The following is a 19,821-nucleotide window of genomic DNA, read 5'->3' as shown; positions in this document are numbered from 1 at the left end:
ATCACGTTCACGGTCCGCTGTACGTCGAAATCGACGAGGGCGTCGAGCATTTCGCCAAGGTTCTCGCCGACCTCGTTCCGCGGCGCGGCACGATTGCGGTGGACGAGATGACGGGCGCCATGCGCCGCGCCGCGGGCCGACTGTTCCCCGGGGGCCCGCCGTCGGATGCGGCTCTGGTCGTCGGGCCCGCCAAGCTGGTGAAGACGCTCGATCAGATCTCCTGCATTCGCAAGGCGTGCCGGATCACCGAACAGGCGGCGGCCGAGGTGCAGCAGGCGCTGGCGCCAGGGGTGCGGCAGATCGACCTCTCGGCGCAATTCGTCAGGCGGGCATTCGAACTGGGCGCCACGGCGAACATGCTCGAGGCGATATGGCAGGTGATGCCGAACTCGAGAGCCGAGGGGGTCTGGACCACCACCGGTGATCTGGCGCTGCCGCTGCTGACCACCGAGCGAGAGCTCGTGAAGGGCGACGTGCTCTGGACCGACGTCAGCATCACCTACGAGGGGTACTGCTCGGACATGGGCCGGACGTGGTTGGTGGGGGAGGAACCCACCGAACGTCAGCAGGACCAGTTCCGGCAGTGGCGCCACATTCTCGACGCGGTGCTGGCGGTCACCAAGGCGGGGGCGACGTCGGGCGATCTGGCCAGGGCCGCGATCGCCGCGGCCGGTGGTCACAAACCGTGGCTGCCGCACTTCTACCTTGGGCACAGCATCGGCACGAACGCCGCAGAGATGCCCATGATCGGTACCGATCTCGGCGAGGAGTTCGACGACAACTTCGTCTTCCCCGCCGGCATGGTGCTGGTGTTGGAGCCGGTCGTCTGGGAGGACGGCACCGGCGGATATCGAAGCGAGGAGATCGTGGTCATCACCGAGGACGGGAACAGCTCGATCACCGACTATCCCTACGCGCCGTACGGAGACATCTGATGGCGCTCGAGATCCTGGCGGACGATCGAGCGCTCCGCACCGGCAGGCGCGAACGCGCGCTGGCCCAGATGGCCGAGCACGATCTCGACGTGCTGGTACTCGGGCGCCAGGCCAACATCCGCTACGTGACGGGTGCGCCGCAACTCTGGGTCGCGGGGACACGGCCCTTCGCCCCAATCTGCGTCGTAGTCCGTGCCACCGGTGAGATCCATCTGAACAGTACGTGGGACGAGGGCATGCCCGAGGAGATCGACCACGACCATCTGTACGGCCTGGCGTGGAACCCGATGACTCTCATCGAGGTGCTGAAGAACATCGACGGCGCCGCCACGGCCCGTCGCGTCGGAACCGACGCGCTGTCACCGACGTTCGGGCAGCTGCTCCCGATGGCCTTCCCGAACGCCGAGTTGGTCGACGGTGAGCTCGCCATGCGCACCGCACGGCGGATCAAGTCGGCAGCCGAGGTCACCGCATTGTCCGCTGCCTTGCGGGTCGCCGAGAATGGGCTCGCGGCAGCGGTTTCCGAGCTGTCGACCAGCGTCACCGAGCACGCACTGACCGGCGCGATGCTCGAGGCGATGGCGGCGGGCGGCGTGAGCACGTCGGCCACCCAGGATGGCGCATGGGTGACTTCGCGCACGCATCCGTGGCGGCGGGATCGAACCGGCGGGCGCATCGAATCCGGCGATCTGGTGGCCTTCGCCGCGGGTTCGCTCGCCGACGGATATGTCGGCGAAGTTGGTCGCACCTGGCCAGTCGGTGACGTCGACGGTGCGGACAAGCTGTACCGACGCTCGAACAACCTGTGGGACAGACTCGTTGCGGCCTGTCGACCCGGTGCCGCAGCCGCCGACCTGTTGGCGGCCTACGATGCCGCCGGTGAGCCGTTGCCTCCGATGCCCGTCGCGCACGGCCTCGGCCTCGGGTTCGACTCGCCGGTCGTCTCGCAGCACCTTCCCGCCACCGCGGCATCCGAACGGCTCGACCCCGGCCTCGTTCTGGCCGTCACCGGCTACGTCTGGGAAGAGGGTGTCGGTGGCGTCTTCACCCGCGACGCGGTGCTCATCACCGATCAAGGGCCCGAAGTGCTGACGGCAAGTCCTTCGTTCAGTACCCACGCCGCGGCCGGAATGGGCTGAGGAACAGCTGATGTCGAAGAACAAGAGGCCATCGGCCGAGGACATCATCCGCTACGAGAAGGATCCCAAGACCAAGATCGCGACCATCACGTTCGACCGGCCGGAGTTCCTCAACGCGCCGACGTCGGATGCCCGGCTGCGCTATGCGGACGTGGTGCGTGCGGCGTCCGTCGACAATGACGTGAAGGTCGTGGTGATCCGCGGGGTCGGTGACAACCTCGGCAGCGGCGCCGACCTGCCCGAGTTCATGGAGGGCGTCGACGAACCCGAGAAGCGACTGCGCGAACTCAAGGTCGATGGCATGGGCGTCGAGTACCCGCCGAAGGGTTCGTTCCGCAACGGCGCCACCATCAGCGGGTGGTACGCCAACGTCCAGGCGGGCAACCGTCCGCTGCAGGAGCTCAAGAAGATCAGCATCGTCGAGGCCAAGGGGTACTGCTACGGCTGGCACTTCTACCAGTGTGCCGACGCCGATCTGGTGATCTCCTCCGACGACGCACTCTTCGGCCATCCCTCCTTCCGGTACTACGGGTGGGGCCCGCGGATGTGGACGTGGGTTCAGATGATGGGTCTTCGCAAATTCCAGGAGATGGTCTTCACCGGAAGGCCCTTCACCGCCGAGGACATGGAGAAGTGCAACTTCCTCAACAAGGTGGTCGCGCGCGACGATCTCGAGGCGGAGACCGCGAAGTACGCGCTGGCGTGCGCCCGCAACCGTCCCGTCGACACCGTCTACATGCAGAAGGTGTTCTTCGAGATCTACAAGCAGCACCAGGGTGAGTACATGGGCAGCCTGCTGAGCGCGTTCTTCGAGTCCATGGGCAGTGGCGTCACCGCTGACAGCGTCGACGACCTGGACATGAACGAGTCCATCGACAGCGGGCTGGCCGCCGCGGTCAACGACAACGACAGCAAGTTCCCGCCCGACTTCCGGCTCAGCAAGAAGAACCGAAAGAAGAAGGACTAACCGGTGGAGTCGGCCACCCCGCTCCGCGGGTGTGTCGTCGTCGACCTGTCGAGCGGGATCCCTGGGGCTTACGCCACCAAGATCCTCGCTGACGGCGGGGCCGACGTCGTCAAAGTCGAGACCCCCGAGGGTGACTCGCTACGCAGCTGGTCGGCGTCGGGCGCGACCATCGAATCGGGAGACGACGGCGCGCTGTTCAGCTTCCTCGCCTGCTCGAAACGCAGCGTGGTCGCAGATCCCGAGGACGCGGACGATCTCGAACTCCTTGAGCGCCTGTTGGCATCGGCGGACGTGGTCCTTTGGTCCAGAGGCTCGCGACTGGCCGGGCTCGACGCCCTCGCTCCGTCGGCGATCCGGCAGCGGTATCCACACCTGATCGTCACGGCCATCACGCCGTTTGGGCTCGACGGCCCGTGGCGGGACCGGCCCGCGACCGAGTTCACCCTGCAGGCGTGGTCCGGCGGGGCGATCGGCATCGGACGCGGTTCGCAGGACAGGGCTCCGGTCCACGTCGGCGGTCAGGTGGGGGACTGGGTCTCCGGCGCCTATGCCGCCGCGATGACGTTGGCGTTTCGCGCCCGCAGTCTGCGTGACGGGCACGGGGAACTCGTCGACCTGTCGATGCTGGAGACCCAGATCCTCTGCCTCACCTACTATCCCGTGACGTTCTTCGACATGCTCGGCAGGCCGTGGCGCACCGAGCGCAAGCCCACGGTGCCGGGAGTGGCGCAGGCCGCCGACGGCCTGGTGGCGCTCGGATGCGGGACCGCCCAGCAGTGGCACGACCTCTGCGCGATGTCGGGTCACGACGAATGGATCGACGAGGGCACGCAACTCACGATCACCGAGCAAGCCAATCTTCACGCCGAGGAACTCTACGAGTGGCTGCGCGACCAGAACGTCGACGACGTCCGCGACCTCGCCTCGGCGTTCCGCATCCCCAACTCGCCAGTGGGCAACGGCGAGAACGTCACGTCGATGGACCACTACGTCGAACGCGGCGCATTCACGACGAATCCGCGAGACGGCTTCACTCAGCCCAGCCACCCCTATCGGCTCAGCGGAGTCGTCCTGCGGCCACCCGCACCGGCGCCGCGCCTCGGCGAGCACACGGCTGCCTACCGTGGCGCAGCGCTGGCGCCAAGGCCGGTTCCTAGTGGTGAGCCGCGCCGTGATCGGTTGCCGCTGAGTGGACTTCGCGTGCTGGACATGACGACGTTCTGGGCAGGGCCGTCCTGTACTCACGCGCTGGCGATGCTCGGCGCTGACGTGATCCACTTGGAGTCCACGCCCCGCCCGGACGGCACGCGACTCATCGCAGGCATCCCCGCGACCGAGGACCAGTGGTGGGAGAAGTCACCGATCTTCTCGGCGCTCAACACCAACAAGAAGAGCCTGACGCTGAACTTCCAGACCGAGCGCGGCCGCGAGCTGCTGCACCGGTTCGTTCCGGAGTTCGACGTCATCGTGGAGAACTTCACCCCGCGGGTGATCGACCAGATCGGACTGGACTTCGCGTCGGTTCTGAAGCTCCGTCCCGACGCGATCATGTTGCGGATGCCCGGGTTCGGGCTGGATGGACCGTGGCGGGACAACCCCGCGTTCGCCTACATCATCGAGGATGCTTCCGGACTGAGCTGGCTGACCGGCTATCCCGACCGCAATCCGTACGAACCGTACTCGGTGGGGGATCCGAACGCGGGTGTGCACGCTCTCAACGCACTACTGCTGGCGCTGGAGCACCGCAGGCGGACCGGAGAGGGCGTGCTCGTCGAGGCCGCCATGGTGGACGCGGCGCTCAACATCGCGGCCGAGCAGGTCATCGAACACTCGGCGTACGGGTCGCTGTTGCAGCGCAACGGAAATCGCGGGCCAGTGGCCGCGCCCCAGAACCTGTATCGAAGCGCGGACGTCGACGAGTTCGGGCGTGACGACTGCTGGGTCGCCATCGCGGTCACCACCGATGACCAATGGGCGGCATTGCGGGACGCCATCGGGCGGCCGGAGTGGGCCACGGACCCCGCGTTGTCGGAGGCAGCCGGACGGCGGGCGCGTCACGACCTCGTCGACGAGCGCCTCGCGGCATGGTGTCTGCCGCAGAGCAGCGAAGGGATCGTCGAAATACTCTGGACCGCAGGTGTTCCGGTGGCCAAGGTGATGCAGCCGCACCGTCAGGCCGAGCTGCCGCAGCTTCGGCACCGGAGGTTCTTCGAACAGGTCGGCCATCCGGTGAACGTCGCAGCGCCGCACAGCACGCTGCCGGTGAACCTGTCCAATGGTCCCGACCACTTCCACCGCCAGCCGGCCCCGCTACTCGGCCAGCACAACCACGAACTGCTCAGCGAGCTCGGCCTGGCGGACGACGAGATCCTGGCTCTCGAGGAGGACGGCGTCATCGGCACCGCGCCCGCGACCGGCGGGCGGCGGAAGGCGAGCCGCTAGTTCGCGCCGACGCCCTGTTAGCCTGTGGCACCAACACTTTCGGCCGTGGTGGCGGGGTTGTCCACAGTCCGTGATTCATCCACATCCTGGCGTTTCATGGGTGGGAATTGTCGGATGCCGTTTATAGATTCGAGGCATGTTCGACGATCTCGTGGCCGGAACGTCCGGTACCTCCGGCGGCGCTGCGTTGGATGCGTGGACTCGGGTGGAGTCTGCGGCGTGTGCCCGCCGTGTGACGGTGATGGTGTCGATGCTCGACGCGGTCCATGCCGCCTCGGGGGCGGTTGATCGTGATCAGTGGTGCCTGGACAACTGGTCGGCGGTCTGCTCCCACATTGGCGCGGCGCAACGCTTCACCAACGGCATCGCCTCGAGCATGTTGTTGGTCGGGGTGGCGCTGCGCGACCGCCTTCCCAAGACGCTGGCGCTGTTCCTGGACGGGCTGATCGACTTCCGGATGGTCAAGGCGATCGTGGCGCGCAGCGTCAATGTCGCCGACCCCGAGGCTCAGCGCGCGCTGGATTGCGCGTTGGCCGAGGCGTTGACGTCGTGGGGGCCGATGTCGGTGGACAGGGCCGAGCAGGCCATCGACGCTCTCGTCGAAGAGGTGGATCCGCATGCGTTGCGGCGCACTCAGGCCCGCGCCAAGTCCCGCTGCTTGGACGTCGTGATCGACGACGCCACCGGGGTGGCCGAGATGTTCGGCACGTTGTTCGCCGCCGATGCCCTGGCCTTGGACAAGCGCGCGGATGCCTTCGCCGCCACTGTGTGCCCCAGCGATCCGCGGACTAAGGATCAGCGCCGCGCGGACGCGGTGGGGCCGTTGGCCCGCGGTGAGGAGCGATTGGCCTGCCTGTGTGGTCTCGAGGACTGCCCGGCCGGTGAGAATGCACCGACAACCGGGGTGGTGATCTACGTCGTCGCTCACGCCGACACCGTGAGTGGTCCCGCCCCGCCTGCTCCCGAGCCGCCCCCGCTGTTCCCGAGCCTGGTGAGCCCTCCGAACCCGAACGTCCCGACACTCTGGACGCGCCCGACGAGTCCTGCCCACCGGAATCACCGTCTGCCATCGAGGATTCCGACACTGCCGAAGACGAGTACGCCGGACTCGATGGCCTTGGACCCGAGATGTACCGCAAACCCCACAACGAGCTGACCTGGGCCGAGGCAACTGCTCCCGCACCCGGGCGATTTGAGCACCATCCGGCCAGGGACCATCCTGGGTGGGCCGCTCCTGCCCGGCGCGATCACCCGCCGCGCGGCGCTCAACGCCACCCTCGTCAAGATCATCCACCCCGGCCAGGCGCCGCCGGGACCGCACTACAGACCGTCGAAGAAGCTGGCCGACTTCGTGCGCTGCCGCGACCAGACGTGCCGCTTTCCCGGCTGCAGGGAACCTGCCACCAATTGCGATGTGGACCATACGATTCCATGGCCGTATGGACCAACGTGCGCATCGAATCTCAAGTGCCTTTGCCGCGGACATCATTTGCTCAAGACGTTCTGGGTCGGCGAGGGCGGGTGGCGGGACCGACAGCTCCCCGACGGTGCGGTCATCTGGACGGCTCCGGATGGGCGGACGCACACCACCACACCAGGGAGCCGGCTGCTGTTCCCGGAACTCTGCGCACCCACCGCACCGGCCCAAGCGACCGCCGTGCCGCCTACGCACGCCTCCGGATTGAGGATGCCGCGCCGCAAGACCACCCGAGCCGAGGACCGGGCTCGCCGCATCCACTACGAACGCAGGCTCAACGAAGCCGAAGCCGAACGGGCGAGCCCAGTCGCTACGACGCAGCGGTGATGAAGCCCTGGGCGACCATCCAGTCGCGCGCGACGATGCTCGGGTCCTTGCCTTCGACGTCGACCTGCTTGTTGAGCTCGATGATGACGTCGTTCGTGAGAGCCGCGGTCACCGGCGCCGTCACCTGAGCGATCTCGGGATGGGCTTCGAAGAAGGAGCGCTTCATGGTCACCGACGGGTTGTAGTGTGCGAAGAACTGCTTGTCATCCTCCAACACCGTAAGGTCCAGCGCCGCAATGCGTCCGTCGGTGGTGAACACCTCGCCGAAGTCGCACTCCGTGGCGTCGGCGGTGGCCTGGTAGATGATGCCCACCTGAAGGATCGGCGTCTGCGCACGCGCCGGGTCGAAACCGTACGCGGCGGCCATCCCTGGGTAGCCGTCCTGGCGAGCCCGGAATTCGGTGTCGACACAGGTCTTGGCGGCGGCGGGATCGCGCTCGACCAGATCGGCGTACTGCGACAGCGTGTGCACTCCGGTGCGCTCCACGACGGCCTTGCTGGCGGCCAGCGCATACGTGTCGTCCATCGGTCCGGGGTCGAGCCACACCATGTCGTTCTGGGCCAGGTCCTCGTCACGGACCGACTCGAACTGCTTGCGGGTGTCTGGAATCGGCTTCTCGTGACCGAGATAGTTGATCCAGGCGTTGCCGGTGAACTCGTAGGCGACGTCAACCTGGTCGGTCAACTGCGCACCGCGGGTGCTGCGGGAGCCGACGATGCCGGTCAAGTCGCGGACGTCCGCGCCTGCCGCCGACAGCGTGTACTCCAGGATGTAGCCGAGGATGACCTGCTCGGTGTACTCCTTCGAGCCGACGGTGATCTTCACGCCCTCCAACCCGGGAGTGGGCTTGATCGAGCCGGGCCCCACCCGCAGCGGCACGGTACCGCCGGAGCCGAGCCCGCAGGCCACCAGGCTGACCGCGCACAGGATGGCGAGCACGCCGCGCAGAAGTCGTTGCATCAGCGAAGTCCCTTGGGCCCCAGGTAGAACTCGGCCAGACCGCCGAGCCAGTCGACCAGTAGTGCCAGGCACACGGCGAGAACGCTACCGAGGATCAACGTGACGTCGTCCTGCAGTTTGTAACCGGTGTCGATCAGAATGCCCAGTCCGCCCGCATTGACCAGGAACGACAGCGTCGCAGTCCCCACCGCCAACACCAGCGACGTCCGCAGGCCTGCCAGGATGTACGGAACCGCCAGCGGCAGTTCGACTCTCAGCAGAAGCGCGCTTCGGGACATCCCCTGCCCGTTGCCTGCGTCGATCAACGACCGGTCGACCTCACTGATGCCGAGAATGGTGCTGGAGAGCACCGGAAGCAGGGAGTACAGCGCGATCGGAAGCACCCCGATCCAGAAGCCGGTCTTGGCCGTGAGCAAGAAGAGCAGCACCAGAAGACCGATGGCGGGTGCGGCCTGGCCGACGTTGGCGATGCCGATGACCAACGGCCGCAACCGCTTCGCCCCTGGCCGTGTCACCAGTACGCCGAGTGGGACGCCGACCGCGAGCACGATCGCCGTGACGGCGGCGGTGATCAACAGGTGCTGCCAGATCAGCAGCGCCACGTTCGCGGCGTTGATGTTCTCCTTCTGCGTCGCGGTGAGGTCACGGTCGAAGGCCCAGAAGACCACGGCCGCCCCGACGATCAGGACCAGCACGGGCTGGATCAACAGTCGGAGTTGATCGGCCCGCGACTTCTTCGGCGCCGAGGTGTCGACGGCCGCGGTCACGGAATGCCCTCGCCGGCAGGTGGTTCCGAGTTCGCCTCCGCGCGAACATGGGTGACGGCCTCGATGAGGGTCTCCAGCGTCACGACACCCGCGTAACGGCTGCCGGGTCCGGCGACGACGGCTGAGGCGTGACTCTCGGCCAGGATGGCCTCCAGCGCGTCCTCCAGCGTCGACTGCGTGCTGACGACGTCGAGAGACTCGGCGACACTGGCCAGGTCGGTCGCATGGGCAAGCTTGCTCTCGCGCACCCAGCTCACCGGGCGGTCGCGCGAATCGAGTATCACCAGCCAGTCGAATCCGCTGCCCGCCAATTGGCTTCGCGCACTCTCCACGGTGTCGGCGATGTGAGCCGCCGGATGCTCTCGCAGCTCCACGTCCTTGACGCGCAGTAGGCCGAGCTGGCGCAACGATGCTCCCGAGCCGACGAACCCCGCGACGGTGTCATCGGCCGGGCTCGCGAGAATCGCCTGTGGGGTGTCGTACTGGAGCACCGCCGACTTCTGGCCAAGAACGGCGATGCGGTCACCCAGTTTGACCGCCTCACCGAAGTCGTGGGTCACGAAGACGATGGTCTTGCCCAGTTCGGTTTGCAGGCGCAGCAGTTCGTCCTGCAGCGAGCTGCGGGTGATTGGATCGACGGCGCCGAAGGGCTCGTCCATCAGCAGCACGGGAGGGTCGGCCGCGAGCGCACGGGCCACACCGACGCGTTGCTGCTGGCCGCCGGAAAGCTGCCGCGGATAGCGGTCGGAGTACTGGCCGGGATCGAGCCCGACGAGGTCCAGCAGCACGTCGACGCGGTCTTCGATCTTCTTGCGGTCCCACTTGAGCAGGCCAGGCACCAGCCCGACGTTCTGCCGAATCGTCATGTGCGGGAACAGGCCGGCCTGCTGGATCGAGTAACCGATGGAGCGACGAAGGTCGGTGGGTTTGATCGAGAGCGCATCGTCGTCGCCGATCAGGATCTTGCCCGACGTCGGCTCGCTGAGGCGGTTGATCATCCGCATCGTGGTGGTCTTGCCACACCCCGACGGACCGACGAAGACGACGATCTCGCCGGCCGGGATGTCCAGGGAGACGTCGTCGACCGCAGGCTGCGAGGAGCCCGGATACACCTTGGACACATGGTCGAGTTGGATGCGCACGCCGGTGGGGCCGCTCGCAACGGGTTGTCTCGCAACGGTTTGTTCTGTCATCGAATGCCTTTCGACGTCGTGAGGCGACCGAGCAGTACGAGTGCCGCATCGAGCAGCAGGGCCAAGATGACGATCAGCAGTGTCCCGGTCAGCGCCATCGGAAGGGCCGTCGGGCTACCGACCCTTGCCAGCCCGGCGAAGATGAGGTTGCCGAGACCGGGACCCTTGACGTAGGCGGCAATGGCCAGCACGCCCATCGACATCTGGGTGCTCAGACGCATCGCGGAGAGGATCGAGGGCCAGACCAGACGCAGCTCGACTCGAGCGAGCGTGTCCAGCCGCCCCATGCCGATGCCGCGTGCGGCGTCCGTCAGTGCGGGATCGACGGCGTTGAGGCCGACGATCGTGTTCCTGATGATCGGCAGGAGCGAATACAACACCAGCGCCGTGACACTGGGGATCACGCCGAGACCGAACAGCGGGATCAACAGACCCAACAGGGCGAACGCGGGAACGGTGAGGATGACGCTCGAGGTCGCGGTCGCCAGCTCCGCCGCCAGCCGATTCCGATAGGTCAAGACGCCGACTGCCACCCCGATGACCGTGGCGAGCAGGACGCTTTGAACGACGGCACTCACGTGCTGATAGGAGTCGAAGACCAACTGCGAGCGGTGGTCGGTGACGTACGTCCACAACGCCCCCACCATTCGGCCCACATCCCTTCAGCGCCATCCATGGCGATCCCGGCCGCGGTATCCCGGCGCGCACAGCCAATACCCGGCGAAGTCGATCACGAAACCCGGCGCACTGCAATGATTGCGTTCTCGCGAAGTCAAACCCTCCTGCCTGCGATCTTCGATGCGAAATCATGCGCGCGCCGCCAGGCGAATTCGTCGAGGAGACGGCCGAGATCGTGCGTCTGCCACAGGTTGAGCACGTTGGTCAACATCTGCAATCGGCACCGGACACTCTCGACGTCCCTGATCGCGGGATCCATGCGCGTCGACTCGGCCGTGAGATCCGGCGCTTGCGAACGCACGTAACCGGGCACGTCAAGCAGCCACGTCAGGCCCATGACCGAGGCGTACAGAACGACGTGCTTGGCAAGCACGCCGACGTCGAGCACCGGTCCACCGCAAGCACGGAACTCGTCGGCGAATAGGTTCAGCAGGTCCACGAGGTGTTGGTCCCACAGTCGGGTCTCGGCGCTGCACATGGCTCCCCAGATCGCCATCGCGACGTTCATCTGCCCGACGGAACCCCAGTCCATCAGGCCGCACTGCAGAACGCCTTTGGTGTCGCGCCAGAACCACGCGTTGTCGACATTGGCGTTCCAGTGGCACAACGCGGTGAAGTCGGTTCGTTCCCGCAGGGTCCGCCACACCTCAGGTTCGCATTCCAGCAGCCGGGGCAGGTCGGCCCGCAGCTGCGACAGGAACGCCGGTGACCGGACGTTGGCGGGCAAGAGGCCCGGGCACGCGTCCGTGAAGTCAGTGAGGCGATCGACGCGACGGTGCAGCCTGCCGGCATCCAGCAGCGGCCGTTCGCCGACCGACAGCTGCTCCATGTCCGCGCTGAGATCGTTCGGTATCCGGCCTGCGGCGTGCGTGCCCGCCAACCTGGCCACCGCGCTGAGCACGGCCCGGTAGTGCCCCAACTGGTCTGGCATGGCGTAGTCCATGCACTTGTCGTACTGGACCTCGATACCGTTGCGCCCGAAGGGGATGCGCTCGGTGATCAACACGCCGGTACCCGATGCCCGGTGGTAGTCGGCGAGTAGGACGGTCGGGACGGCGACGGGGAAGCGGTCCGCGCGAGACAGCCTCGCGAAGGCGATCTCCTGCGCCATTTGTGTTCGGCCGTGGTCGCGTTGGGGATCGTCGAAGTCGCGGGAGAACTTGACGAAGAGTTCGCGGTGCGGTCCCGGTGTGCGGTAGCCGACCGTCAGAAGCATCTTGCGCCCAGTGCTACCGCCGCCGACCTCTTCGCACTCGGTGATGCCGATGACCTCGTTGTCAGCAGGCAGCGAGCCGTAGCCGTGGAACGCCTCGGTGAGGAAGCGGATTCCGCCGTCGCGCAGCGCGTTTGCGTCCGCAGGGAAACGCAGGCCGGATCCGTCGCCGACCATCCATGGCGACGGAGCGGCCACCGCTACTTCAGGCAGCTGCCACCGTCGACGGGCAGCGTGACCCCGGTGATGAAGCGGGCTTCGTCGGAGGCGAGGAACAGCACCGCGTTGGCGATGTCTTCCGGTTCCACCCACCCGATCGGCAGCGTGTGCATGAACTCGCCAACGACCTTCATGTCGTCGGGGCCGGGATTCTCCAGGTCCGGCCGGAACAGCTTCATGGTGGGCTCGTTCATGAACAGGGGAGTGTTCACGTTGGTGGGGTGTACCGAGTTGACCCTGATGTTCTTCGCGCCCAGTTCGACGGCGAACGTCCGCATCAGGCCGACGACGCCGTGCTTGGCCGCGACGTAGTGGCCGGTGTGCGGGTAGGCCTTCAGACCGCCGACCGAACTGGTCAGGATGATCGAGCCGCCGCGTTCGCCCGCGAGGATGTGGGGCACGCCTGCCTTGACCGTCTTCCAGACGCCGCTGAGGTTGACGGCGATCATGTCGTCCCAGTCGCCTTCGCTGGTCTTGTCCAGCGTCTGGCCGCCATTGCCGATACCGGCATTGGCAACGATGATGTCGAGGCGGCCCAGCTGATCGACACCCGTGTCGACTGCGGTCTTCAGGGCGTCGTAGTCGCGGACGTCGACCTCGGCGGTGTAGATCTGGCGGTTGAGTCCCTTGACCAGATCTGCGGTCTCGGCCAGATCCTCCGGAGTGGACAACGGAATCTGAACGCTGTCGATCTGCTTGCAGATGTCGACGGCGATGATGTCCGCGCCCTCCTGCGCCAGACGCACCGCGTGCGCGCGGCCCTGTCCGCGCGCGGCACCGGTGACGAACGCGACCTTGCCTTCTACCCGTCCTGCCATGTGAGTCCTCGAATCCTGGTTCGCTACTGGGTGTGCTGTGCACGTGCTCAGCACTCTGTCACCGCAGCTCCCATTGTGTCAACGCCGCAATGGCTTCGAGGCGTTTGTACTCTTCGCTTAGAAGGCACCGACCTACTCAGGCCGACCGCGCAGGAACAGCTGAATTGTGTTGGGACAGATCGGGTCTTCAGCTCGGTATTCGCAGGAGCGCTTCTTGGCCGTACGACGCGACGAGCAGGCCGTCATGGGTGAGGATGTCGCCGCGGCCGAAGCTCCTGGCACCAGCCAGTAGTGGGCTGTGTTGACGGAGCACCAACCACTGGTCGGTGCGGAACGGCCGGTGGAACCACAGGGTGTGTGTGGTGACCGCAGAGGTGAACTGCGTCCCGTTGCCCAGTTGGCTCAGTCCGTCGTGTGGCCGAAGCGCCGTCCCGATGAGGGTGAGGTCGGTGGCGTACGCGGCAAGGGCGGGGCCCAGTTCGGGGTCGACCGGTGGCGTCCGCATCCATAACTCGAACTCGGGCGGCCCGGTCGTCGTCGCGTTGAGGTCGTCGCCGGCCCTGGTCTCCCACGGGATGAGATCGAGCGCGACCTCGTACTCGGGGCCGGGCACCGGCCCCACCGGGTCCGTGGTCTGGCGGTCCGGTCCGTCCTCGGCGACGTGCATGGAGACGGATGCGGTGCCGATGGGGCCCTTGCTCTGCGTCGCGGTGATCGACAGCGTGCCGAAGGACCTGCCGACGTGGTGGCGCACCACGTCGTACTCGACGGGTTCGTCGGCGCGACCTTCCCGTGGGAACACCGCGTGCAGCGACTTGACCGACTTGTCGGGACAGGTCAGGGACGCCGCCCGAACGAACTGAGCCAGGAGTTGCCCACCGAACACGCGGTGGTATTCGAGGTGCTGATTGTGCGCGGTGAAACGCGTCTCGGAGTGTGCGCCGTCGAACTTCAGGCACTCGAGCAGGTCTGACCACAGGTCGGGCACCGACCTAGTGTAAGCGCAGTTCTTCTATCGCGAGAATGCAATTCTCGGATTTAGTCTTCGGCGGCGAATCCGTGGGAGACGAAATCCCAGACCTCGTCGGCGGAGATCGGCTTCGTGGCGATGTCTTCAGATCCGCTGGACTGTGCGACGAACATCACGGTCTGCATCGTCATGGCGGCAATGCGCTTGGGATTGAGGGTCGAGCGCAGTTTGCCTGCTGCCGCCGCTTCCTCCATGAGCTCGGCGAGCAGCACCAATAGTGGTGCGTGCGCGACCTTGACCTCGGAGGGGTGGGAAACCAACAGTCGCGGGGCGAAGTCGGTGAACAGGGGACGCTTTGCCGCCGGGTCGGGGCGCGAGGACTCGAACAGCAGCTGGATGGCCACTTTGAGGCGCTCGAGCGGGTCGGCCTGACCGGAGGTGGCAGCGCGGATCTGCTCGGCGGAGCGGCTCAGCGCGTCCTCGAAGAGCGCGAGCAGGAGCTCGTGTTTGCCATCGAACTGCAGGTAGAAGCTGCGCAGGGACTGACGCGAGCGGTCGACGACCTCTTGCACGGTGAAGTCCGTGCTGCCCTTTTCGATGATGATGGCCTGGGCGGCGTCCAAGAATCGCTGAACCCGCTGCGCCGCACGCAGCTTTGCGGTCTTGATGGAACGTTCGACCGCGCGCTGTTTCCAGGCTGGTTCTTCGCTAGGACTGGTGGTCATCGACGCCTCTGACGTGGGTCGATCGGGGAGAACATGCATGAACTGTACCGGAGAACGCCGCTGCATTGTGCGCTAGACCCCCTCGCGACCGACGTGTCTGAGATTGTAACTTTCTCATCATGAGAATAGTATTCTCATTCACGCATGAATAGAAGGCTTACTGGGAAAGGCGCATTCCGGAGTGCCGTGCAACTGACGTTCGATGCCGAGGTCGAGACCTTCCGCTCCGAATTCGCGGTCTTTCTCGACGAGCATGCCCCCGCCGATGCCGACGCGCTGGTGCGGCCCCGGTCTTCGTCGCACGTCCCAACGTGGGCTCGAGAATGGCAGCGGTTGCTGTTCGACAACGGTTGGCTGGTGCCGGGCAATCCGCCGGAGTTCGGCGGTCGCAACGCGAGCATCATGCAGCAGTACGTCCATCAGACGGAGTTGGCCCGCCGCCGGATGGTGCCGAGCTTCAACTCCCAGGGCGTCGGGATCATCGCCGCCTCTCTCATCACCTTCGGCACGTCCGAGCAGCAGCAGAGGTGGGCGGTGCCGATCCTGCGGGCCGAGATCACCGCAGCGCTTGGCATGAGCGAACCGGGAGCGGGCTCCGACCTGGCGTCGCTGCGCACGCGCGCCGAGCGCGACGGGCATGACTTCGTGGTCAACGGTCAGAAGGTGTGGACCTCCGGCGCACACGACGCCGACGTCATCCTGACCTTCGTCCGCACCGACCCCGACGCGGCCAAGCATCAGGGCATCAGCGTTCTCCTGATACCAACGGACTCGCTTGGCGTGACGCGGCGGCCCTTCGCCTCGGCTGCCGACCGCGATGACCTGGACTTCAACGAGGTGTTCTTCACCGACGTCCGGGTGCCTGCGGGCAATCTCGTCGGCGGACTCAACGAGGGCTGGGGAGTCGCCAGCGGCTCGCTCGGTCACGAACGAAACATGTTGTGGCTCAGTTACGCCGACCGCTTGCAGGACCTGATCGACGATTGGCGCCCAGGCACGGCCCTCGAGCGGGATCGCTACGCGACGTTGGTGATGGACAACCAGGCGCTCCGATTACTCGGGTCGGCGGCGTTGGCTCGCGCCGCCCGCGGCGATGAGGACGTGCCCGCGCTCTCGGTGCTCAAGACCTTCGGCGCCGACGCCGTGCAGTCCGCCACCGAACACGCGCTGAGCGCCCGGGGGGCCGATGGGCTGGACCAGTCGGGCATGACCGGGCGATACGTGCCGCTGAACCTCGATCTGTATGCGGGCAGCTGGGCCGACCGCTACATTCGGTCGTTCGCGGGCACCATCGCCGGCGGCACGTCGGAGATCCAGCGCAACATCATTGCCCAGCGAGTGCTCGGCCTGCCGCGCGGCTGAACCGTCATCTACCGCCCGGTGGCTGCATCCCTCGGCTGCCCACGTCAGAATGGATACTCGACACCGACGTTCGACTACCCGTTCCCGTCCCGCAGTAGAAGGAAGCCATGCCCCTGACTCCCGGTCAGACCTTCGCGGGCTACACCATCCTGAGGCAGCTGGGCAGCGGAGGCATGGGTGAGGTGTACCTCGCCGAGCATCCCCGACTGCCCCGGCAGGAAGCCATCAAGATCCTGCGCAAGGACGTCAGCGCCGACGACGAATACCGTGCGCGTTTCGAACGGGAAGCAGACATGGTGTCGCGGCTCTTCCACCCGAACATCGTGGGCATCCACGACCGGGGCGACGTCGACGGCCAACTGTGGATATCGATGGACTACGTCGAGGGCACCGACGCCGGACAGCTGCTGCAGGACAGGTATCGCCATGGGATGCCGCCCGACAACGTCGTGCATCTGGTCAGCGAGGTCGCCGGCGCGCTCGACTACGCGCACCAGAAGCAGCTTCTGCACCGAGACGTCAAGCCCGCCAACATCTTGCTGACGGACCTCGACTCACACCCCCGTGCGCTTCTGGCTGACTTCGGCATTGCGCGGCGCATCGACGACACCACCCGCCTGACCGCGACCAGCATGACGGTCGGAACGGTCGCCTACGCCGCCCCCGAGCAACTGATGGGGGCCAAGGTCGATGGCCGGGCCGATCAGTACGCCTTGGCCGCCACCGCCTTTCAGCTCCTCACCGGCTCACCGCTGTTCCAGGACGCCAACCCGGCGGTGGTGATCAGCAAGCACCTCACCGCGCCGCCGCCGGAGATCGCGACCCGCCGGCCCGAGCTGTCCGACCTCGGGCCGGTGTTCTCCAAGGCGCTGGCGAAGTCGCCCGAGGACCGCTACGACAACTGCGGAGCCTTCGCCGCCGCGCTGCGTGAGCGGATCGGCACCATCGCCGACGAGTTGGGGACCTACGACGCCACCCAGCAGGCGCTGGTGTCGTCGCCGCGCCGCGGTCGCCCACCGCGATCCCGTCCGCGACTCGCCGTCGCCGCCCTGGCGGTCCTGGCCGTGGTCGGCGTCGCCATCGCCGCATACTTCGTCGTCGGATGGGCCGAACACCGGCCCGACGCCCCATCGTCGGCCGCGGGGACCCAGGCGGCCGGTGCGCCGCAGCGGCCCGTGGTCCCCGTCGTGTTGGTCGGCGCCGACTGTGCGACGCTCGGCGCCGCGGGACAGACCTCGACGGGGCAGCAGGCGTACTGCGCCAAGCTGCCCAGCACCGGCGACGTCATGTGGTCGCTCTATCAGGGTCAGGTACCGGATCCAACGGTCACGCCTGCCGCGGGTGACCCGACGTATTCGCCCGGTATCGAGCAACAGGTGCGGGTATGCGTCGAGGAGACCGGCAAGGACAGGGCGACGTGCCGCGAGAACGTCAGGAGCGGCAACCTGGTCGGGCCGCCATAGTCGGTTCTGGGCTGCGAGCCGGCTCAGAGCTGCGCGAGGCGGGGCACCGAGCCGCGGGCCCGCAGCCCCGCTCCGGCCTTGCGGGTGAGTTCCCTTGAGCTACCCAGCAATCCGTCGAGCACCAGGACCCTCTCCACGTGGCGGTGCAGGTCGTGCTCGGCGGTGAAGCCGATGCCGCCGAGCACCTGCTGGCAGTGTCTGGCCGCAGTCAGCGCGGCGTTGCCCGCGGCGGCCTTGGCCAGCAGGGCGGTCAGGTCGGGGTTGTCCACGCCCGGCAGAGTCAGCGTCGCCTCGGCGCCCTCGATGGCCACCAGCGTCTCGGCCAGCCGGTGCCGGACCGCCTGGAATGCCGCGATCGGCCGGCCGAACTGAACCCGGTCCAGCGCATGCTGGCGGGCCAGGGTGAGCATTGCCCTCGAGCTGCCGACCAGCCACCATCCGAGTGCTCGGCGGGCATCGGCCAGCCGTAGCAGCCCGCCTTCCTCCACCCGGCGCAGCGGCAGCCCACCGAGCGTGGGGCTCTCTGCGTCCGTGCCAGCGTCGCTCGCCTTGGCGTAGTCCCACACCACCCAGCCGCCGCCGGCAAACGGCAGTGCCGGGGTAGCGCCGAGCTCGCGGTCCGCGGTCTGTTGCACCACGTCGTTGAGAATCGAAGCGTGTGAACCAGTTTCGCCAAGTAGCCGGAACACCAGCGGTACCGCCAGCTCGGGCATGTCGGACAGCATGTCGGCCCAGCCCAGATCGGCCAGCGCCGCGTCCAGCTCAGCACCCGACATCGACAGCATGGTCTTGCGCAGTGCGTCTTCGAGCAGCTTGAGTGACTCGCGATCCACGGTCATTCCTTCCCGAGGTCAAGAAGGCGCCGCGCGATGATGTTGCGCTGCACTTCTGCGGTGCCGCCGTAGATGGTGGCCGCTCGTGAGTACAGGTACTCGGTGCGCCAGGCGGTGCCGTCGAGCGCGATGGCACCCGGTAGAAGATCGCGTGCGGTGTCGTAGAGCTGCTGTTCGGCGCTGGCCAGCAACACCTTGTCGATCGACGTGTCCGGCCCCAGCTTGTCCCCGTCGGCCAGCCGGTGCTGGGTGGCCCTGGACCGGCAGCGCAGCGTGTGCAGCGCCAGATACGTTGCGCCCATGTCGGAGTCGGCAGCCTGGCCGAGGCCCTTGACGTCATCGACCAGTGCGTCGAAGCGCGAGTACAGGTAGGCGATGCGCTGCCAGAAGCACGTCGACCGTTCATACGGCAGCAGATCCATGGCGAGTTGCCAACCGTCGCCGGGGTTTCCGAGCATTCGGTCGGCAGGCACCACGACGTCGTCGAAGTACACCTCGCAGAACTCGTCCACGCCGTGCATGGTGCGCAGCGGACGGACGTCGATGCCGGGGCTGTCCATGTCGACGAAGAACGCGGTGATCGCCTGATGATTCGGCACCGACCGGTCTCCTGTGCGGGTCAGCAGGATGCACCGCGTCGCGTACTGCGCGAAGCTGGTCCACACCTTCTGCCCGTTGATCACCCACTGATCGCCGCGCTGCTCGGCGCGGGTGGTCAGGGACGCCAGATCGCTGCCGGAACCCGGTTCGGAGAAGCCCTGGCACCAGGTTTCACGCCCTGACAGCAGAAGGGGCACCATCTCGGCGGACAACTCGGGACGCGCGTAGTCGATCATCGTCGGTGTCAGCACCTCGAGCATCGAGTAGGGACCGGGATCGTCCAGGCCGCGGCCGACGACCTCCTCGCCAACGACCGCCCGCAGGATCATCGGCCCGCCAAGTCCGCCGGCTTCCACCGGCCAGCCCCATCGCATCCAGCCGGCGTCGTACAGCGCGCCGAGCACTCTAGCGTGTTGTTCGTGGTGGGCGTCCAGCGAATGATCGGCCGGGGGAGTCAGATCGTTCTCGTCGAGCCACGCCACCAACTGCGAACGGAACTCTGCGACGTCCGAAACGTCGGTGAAGTCCGTCATCCGGCTTCCGGCCGCCCGATCGCGTGCGGTCGCCCGGAGTCGTGCTCGCCGCTGCGCCGGATGAACGTCATGGCACGGGTTTTCAGGCGCCAGCCGGCGTCGGTGCGCACGTAGGTGTCCTTGTAGTAGCCGATGCGCATGTCGTGCTTCGAGTGCTCGATGAAACACAGTGGCTGGGTGCCCGTGGCGGTGTCGGAAC

18 protein-coding genes and 1 pseudogene are annotated in these 19,821 nt (G+C 66.8%); 8 read left to right on the top strand and 11 right to left on the bottom strand.

The window, feature by feature from the left end:
- The 6 genes from ACRDUX_RS18885 to ACRDUX_RS18860 all read left to right on the top strand — a co-directional run.
- Nucleotides 1-935: M24 family metallopeptidase (locus ACRDUX_RS18885; protein ID WP_526415549.1), on the top strand; the 935-nt coding region annotated here is incomplete at its 5' end.
- Nucleotides 935-2,074 carry a M24 family metallopeptidase gene (locus ACRDUX_RS18880; RefSeq protein WP_526415548.1) on the top strand — a complete coding sequence of 380 codons (1,140 nt, stop codon included), beginning with the start codon at nucleotides 935-937 and terminating at the stop codon, nucleotides 2,072-2,074. The genes ACRDUX_RS18885 and ACRDUX_RS18880, both read left to right, overlap by 1 nt.
- 10 nt (nucleotides 2,075-2,084) lie before the next feature.
- Nucleotides 2,085-3,041, top strand: coding sequence for an enoyl-CoA hydratase/isomerase family protein (locus tag ACRDUX_RS18875; RefSeq protein ID WP_526415547.1), 957 nt, complete (start codon nucleotides 2,085-2,087; stop codon nucleotides 3,039-3,041).
- Nucleotides 3,042-3,044: 3 nt separating this feature from the next.
- Nucleotides 3,045-5,483 (top strand): CaiB/BaiF CoA-transferase family protein, encoded by a 2,439-nt coding sequence (locus ACRDUX_RS18870; RefSeq protein ID WP_526415546.1) that lies wholly within the window; start codon nucleotides 3,045-3,047, stop codon nucleotides 5,481-5,483.
- A 136-nt stretch (nucleotides 5,484-5,619) separates the two neighbouring features.
- Nucleotides 5,620-6,639, top strand: coding sequence for a DUF222 domain-containing protein (locus ACRDUX_RS18865; RefSeq protein ID WP_526415545.1), 1,020 nt, complete (start codon nucleotides 5,620-5,622; stop codon nucleotides 6,637-6,639).
- A gap of 36 nt (nucleotides 6,640-6,675) precedes the next feature.
- Nucleotides 6,676-7,287: an HNH endonuclease signature motif containing protein gene (locus ACRDUX_RS18860; protein WP_526415544.1), complete on the top strand. Its 612-nt coding sequence runs from the start codon at nucleotides 6,676-6,678 to the stop codon at nucleotides 7,285-7,287.
- On the opposite strand, the gene ACRDUX_RS18855 is transcribed toward ACRDUX_RS18860, so the two are convergent.
- The 8 genes from ACRDUX_RS18855 to ACRDUX_RS18820 all read right to left on the bottom strand — a co-directional run bounded on the left by ACRDUX_RS18855 (nucleotide 7,271) and on the right by ACRDUX_RS18820 (nucleotide 14,897).
- Nucleotides 7,271-8,248: a glycine betaine ABC transporter substrate-binding protein gene (locus tag ACRDUX_RS18855; RefSeq protein WP_526415543.1), complete on the bottom strand. Its 978-nt coding sequence runs from the start codon at nucleotides 8,246-8,248 to the stop codon at nucleotides 7,271-7,273. The two genes, ACRDUX_RS18860 and ACRDUX_RS18855, sit on opposite strands and share 17 nt — an antisense overlap.
- Complete coding sequence (locus ACRDUX_RS18850; RefSeq protein ID WP_526415542.1) at nucleotides 8,248-9,015, bottom strand: ABC transporter permease; 768 nt, start codon at nucleotides 9,013-9,015, stop codon at nucleotides 8,248-8,250. The genes ACRDUX_RS18855 and ACRDUX_RS18850 overlap by 1 nt, the downstream gene beginning before the upstream one ends.
- Nucleotides 9,012-10,208, bottom strand: coding sequence for an ABC transporter ATP-binding protein (locus ACRDUX_RS18845; RefSeq protein WP_526415541.1), 1,197 nt, complete (start codon nucleotides 10,206-10,208; stop codon nucleotides 9,012-9,014). The genes ACRDUX_RS18850 and ACRDUX_RS18845 overlap by 4 nt, the downstream gene beginning before the upstream one ends.
- Nucleotides 10,205-10,852, bottom strand: a complete 648-nt coding sequence (locus ACRDUX_RS18840) for an ABC transporter permease (RefSeq protein WP_526415551.1) — start codon at nucleotides 10,850-10,852, stop codon at nucleotides 10,205-10,207. The genes ACRDUX_RS18845 and ACRDUX_RS18840 overlap by 4 nt, the downstream gene beginning before the upstream one ends.
- A 128-nt stretch (nucleotides 10,853-10,980) precedes the next feature.
- On the bottom strand, nucleotides 10,981-12,276 hold the full coding sequence (locus ACRDUX_RS18835; protein WP_526415550.1) for a hypothetical protein: 1,296 nt from the start codon (nucleotides 12,274-12,276) through the stop codon (nucleotides 10,981-10,983).
- Between the two features lie 23 nt (nucleotides 12,277-12,299).
- On the bottom strand, nucleotides 12,300-13,136 hold the full coding sequence (locus ACRDUX_RS18830) for a mycofactocin-coupled SDR family oxidoreductase (protein ID WP_526415540.1): 837 nt from the start codon (nucleotides 13,134-13,136) through the stop codon (nucleotides 12,300-12,302).
- A 187-nt stretch (nucleotides 13,137-13,323) separates the two neighbouring features.
- Nucleotides 13,324-14,124, bottom strand: a complete 801-nt coding sequence (locus ACRDUX_RS18825; RefSeq protein ID WP_526415539.1) for an acyl-CoA thioesterase — start codon at nucleotides 14,122-14,124, stop codon at nucleotides 13,324-13,326.
- Between the two features lie 50 nt (nucleotides 14,125-14,174).
- The gene (locus tag ACRDUX_RS18820; protein ID WP_526415538.1) at nucleotides 14,175-14,897 is read right to left on the bottom strand and encodes a TetR/AcrR family transcriptional regulator; all 723 of its coding nucleotides are present in this window, start codon (nucleotides 14,895-14,897) and stop codon (nucleotides 14,175-14,177) included.
- 120 nt (nucleotides 14,898-15,017) lie between these two features.
- Between ACRDUX_RS18820 and ACRDUX_RS18815 the strand changes: the two genes are divergently transcribed.
- Entirely contained in the window at nucleotides 15,018-16,193 is a 1,176-nt protein-coding gene (locus ACRDUX_RS18815) for an acyl-CoA dehydrogenase family protein (protein ID WP_526415537.1), read from the top strand.
- Between the two features lie 107 nt (nucleotides 16,194-16,300).
- Entirely contained in the window at nucleotides 16,301-17,656 is a 1,356-nt protein-coding gene (locus ACRDUX_RS18810; RefSeq protein WP_526415536.1) for a serine/threonine-protein kinase, read from the top strand.
- A 23-nt stretch (nucleotides 17,657-17,679) separates the two neighbouring features.
- Here the strand turns inward: ACRDUX_RS18810 and ACRDUX_RS18805 are convergent, their stop codons facing one another.
- The 3 genes and pseudogenes from ACRDUX_RS18805 to ACRDUX_RS18795 all read right to left on the bottom strand — a co-directional run.
- Nucleotides 17,680-18,495, bottom strand: a complete 816-nt coding sequence (locus ACRDUX_RS18805; RefSeq protein ID WP_526415535.1) for an acyl-CoA dehydrogenase family protein — start codon at nucleotides 18,493-18,495, stop codon at nucleotides 17,680-17,682.
- Nucleotides 18,492-19,622 carry an acyl-CoA dehydrogenase family protein gene (locus ACRDUX_RS18800; RefSeq protein ID WP_526415534.1) on the bottom strand — a complete coding sequence of 377 codons (1,131 nt, stop codon included), beginning with the start codon at nucleotides 19,620-19,622 and terminating at the stop codon, nucleotides 18,492-18,494. Before ACRDUX_RS18800 ends, ACRDUX_RS18805 begins: the two co-directional genes overlap by 4 nt.
- A pseudogene (locus ACRDUX_RS18795) lies at nucleotides 19,619-19,821 on the bottom strand (nuclear transport factor 2 family protein); the annotation flags it as partial. The pseudogene ACRDUX_RS18795 and the gene ACRDUX_RS18800, both read right to left, overlap by 4 nt.

It is taken from the genome of Mycobacterium sp. (assembly GCF_050701675.1).
GTDB lineage: Bacteria > Actinomycetota > Actinomycetes > Mycobacteriales > Mycobacteriaceae > Mycobacterium.
Note: the sequence above shows the minus strand (reverse complement) of the source record. Positions and strands in the feature narration are given on the sequence as shown.